General features: G+C 76.4%; 3 protein-coding genes. 1 reads left to right on the top strand and 2 read right to left on the bottom strand.

Annotation, left to right across the window (positions count from 1 at the left end):
- Positions 1-80 precede the first annotated feature (80 nt).
- Positions 81-1,130, top strand: coding sequence for an L-dopachrome tautomerase-related protein (locus DLJ47_RS03370; protein WP_109898644.1), 1,050 nt, complete (start codon positions 81-83; stop codon positions 1,128-1,130).
- Between the two features lie 19 nt (positions 1,131-1,149).
- Here DLJ47_RS03370 and DLJ47_RS03365 read toward each other — a convergent pair whose 3' ends face one another.
- Both DLJ47_RS03365 and DLJ47_RS03360 read right to left on the bottom strand, forming a co-directional pair.
- A complete protein-coding gene (locus DLJ47_RS03365) occupies positions 1,150-1,554 on the bottom strand; it encodes an MmcQ/YjbR family DNA-binding protein (protein WP_109898643.1) in 405 nt (134 codons plus the stop codon).
- A gap of 45 nt (positions 1,555-1,599) precedes the next feature.
- The coding region (locus tag DLJ47_RS03360; protein WP_446723528.1) for an aminoglycoside phosphotransferase family protein at positions 1,600-2,522 on the bottom strand (923 nt) is incomplete at its 5' end.

Raw genomic sequence — 2,522 nt, 5'->3', positions numbered from 1 at the left:
CCTCCCGGCCACGGGCATGGTGAGGGGCTCGCCGGGTAGGTCGCTGCCGCCGACGTGTCGCGACGGAGGGAGCGGGCGGGATGAGCACTCAGTGGCCGGACCGGGCGGACGACCGGCTGACGCCCGTACACGCCTCGGACCGGATCTGGAACGGCGTCACCACGGCCGCCGGGCGGACGTTCGTCTGCTACCCCGACGCCGACGGGCCGGGGATCGCGGTGGCCGAGCTGCGGGCCGACGGGACGGCCGTGCCGTACCCGGACCCGGCCTGGAACGCGGTCCGCGACGACCACGACCCGGACGGCGCCTTCGTCACCGTGAACAGCCTGCGGACCGGGCCGGACGGGCTGCTCTGGCTCGTCGACAGCGGCGCCCCCGGGTTCGGCGCGCCGCCGGTGCCGGGCGGCCCCCGCCTGCTCGCCGTCGACCTCGCCACCGACCGGATCACCCGCGGCTACGACCTGACCGGGGTGACCCGGCCGGCCAGTTTCCTCGACGACGTCCGGTTCAACGGCCCGACCGCCTACCTCACCGACGCCGGCGCGCCCGCCCTGGTCGTGCTCGACCTGGCCAGTGGCCGGGCCCGCCGGGTGCTGGACGGGCACTGGAGCACCACGGCCGGCCAACCGATGAGCGCGGACGGCACCCCGCTGCGGGACCCGGACGGCGCCGAGGTCCGGCTGCACGCCGACCAGCTGGAGGTGTCACCCGACGGCGCCCACCTCTACTTCCAGCCGGCCTGCGGCCCGCTCGCCCGGGTCGCCACCCGCTGGCTGGACGACCCGGACGTCCCACCCGACACGCTCGCCGGCGCCGTCGAGCGCTGGCTGGGCACCCCGAGCACCGGCGGCACCGCGATCGATGCCGACGGCGTGATCTACCTCAGCGACGTGGACCGGCGCCGGATCCTGCGGATCACTCCCGACCGGCGGGTGGAGACGCTGGTCGCCGACCCGCGCCTGGCGTTCGCCGACGCGCTCTGGATCGACGGCGGCGGCGACCTGCTGATCCCGGTGACCCAGTTGCACCGCACCGCCGGCCTGGCCGGCGGCCGGGACAGCGTCCAGCGGCCGCTGCGGATCTACCGGTTCCCCGTCGGCGCCCGGCCGGCCCCCAACGACCACCCCTGAGCGGGCCCGGCGTACCGGATCAGGACGGGGTGGTCGGCTGGCCGGCCTGGTACGCGGCCGCGAGCCGTTTCGGGGCGCAGGCGTACCACGCCTCGACCACCAGTTCGGTCAGCTCCTCGACGTCGAGCTGGTCGAGCCGCGCCAGGATCACCGGGTAGCCGTCGAAGTGCGGGGTGGTGAAGTAGGCGGCCGGGTCGTCGGCGAGCAGCGCCTCCTTGGCCCCCAGGTCGGGTACGTACGCGCCGAGCACCGGGCCGTCCGGCGCGGCCGGGCCGAGCGCCTCGCGGTCGGCCTTGCGTAGCGGACGGTCGAAGACGAACGACTTCTTCCGCACCCGCCACGCCGGCGCCCCGTTGTACGACGGGTGCTCGCTGGTCTCCGGCAGGCCCAGCGCGATGCGGCGGACGTCGTCCCAGGTGGCCACGCCCCGACGATACGCGCCGCACGCCGCCGGTGGGTGGCCCTACGGTCACCCCTCCCGCCACTCGGCGAGCACCTGGTCGAGCGTGTGCCGGGCCTCCGTGGCGCGTGCCGGGTCGGCGTCGTCCAGCGTGATCAGTGCCTTCCACAGTGCCCAGCCGCGTCCCCGGGCCCAGGTGGCGTCGTCGACGCCGAGCGCCTCCCGGAACGCCGCCCGGCTCGGCCCGTCCAGCAGCGTCCAGGCGATCACCGTGTCGCAGGCCGGGTCGCCGACCCCGCAGCAGCCGAAGTCGATGACGGCGGCCAGCCGGCCCTCGCGGACCAGCAGGTTGCCGAAGGCGATGTCGCCGTGGAACCAGACCGGGGGGCGGTCCCAGGTGGTGGCCAGGGCGGCCGTCCAGATCGCGGTGACCGCGTCGCGGGGGATCCGGTCGCCGAGCGCGTCGATCGCCCGCCGGGTCTCCGCGTCGTACGTGCGCAGCGGCGCCCCGCGCCAGGCGCTGTGCCGGCCGGCCGCCGGCCCGCCGACCGGGTCCACCCGGCGCAACGCGGCGAGGAAGCCGGCGAGCGTGGTGGCGAATTCGGTCAGGTCGGCGATCCGCTCCGGGCGGGCGGTGTCGCCGTCGATCCACCGGTAGACCGACCACGGGTGCGGGTAACCCGCGCCGGGTTCCCCGGCGGCGAGCGGGGTCGGCACGGTGAGCGGCAGTCGGGGCGCCAGCACCGGCAGCCAGCGCTGCTCCTTCGCGACCTGAAGGGCGTAGCCCGCGCCGCACGGCAGCCGGACGGTCATCCGGTCGCCCAGGTGGAAGGTGCGGTTGTCCCACCCGCCGACGGCGACCGGCCGGACCGGCAGGTCGGCCCAGCGCGGAAACTGCGCGGCGACCAGCCGGCGCACCAACCCCACGTCGATCCACCCGCGCAGCACGTCGTCCGGCACCGCGACCCGCCCACCCTGCCCCACCCCCCGAC

Origin of the sequence: Micromonospora sp. S4605, assembly GCF_003176715.1 — a bacterium.
Lineage (GTDB): Bacteria > Actinomycetota > Actinomycetes > Mycobacteriales > Micromonosporaceae > Micromonospora > Micromonospora echinaurantiaca.
This window is presented reverse-complemented; position numbering and strand designations above follow the sequence as displayed.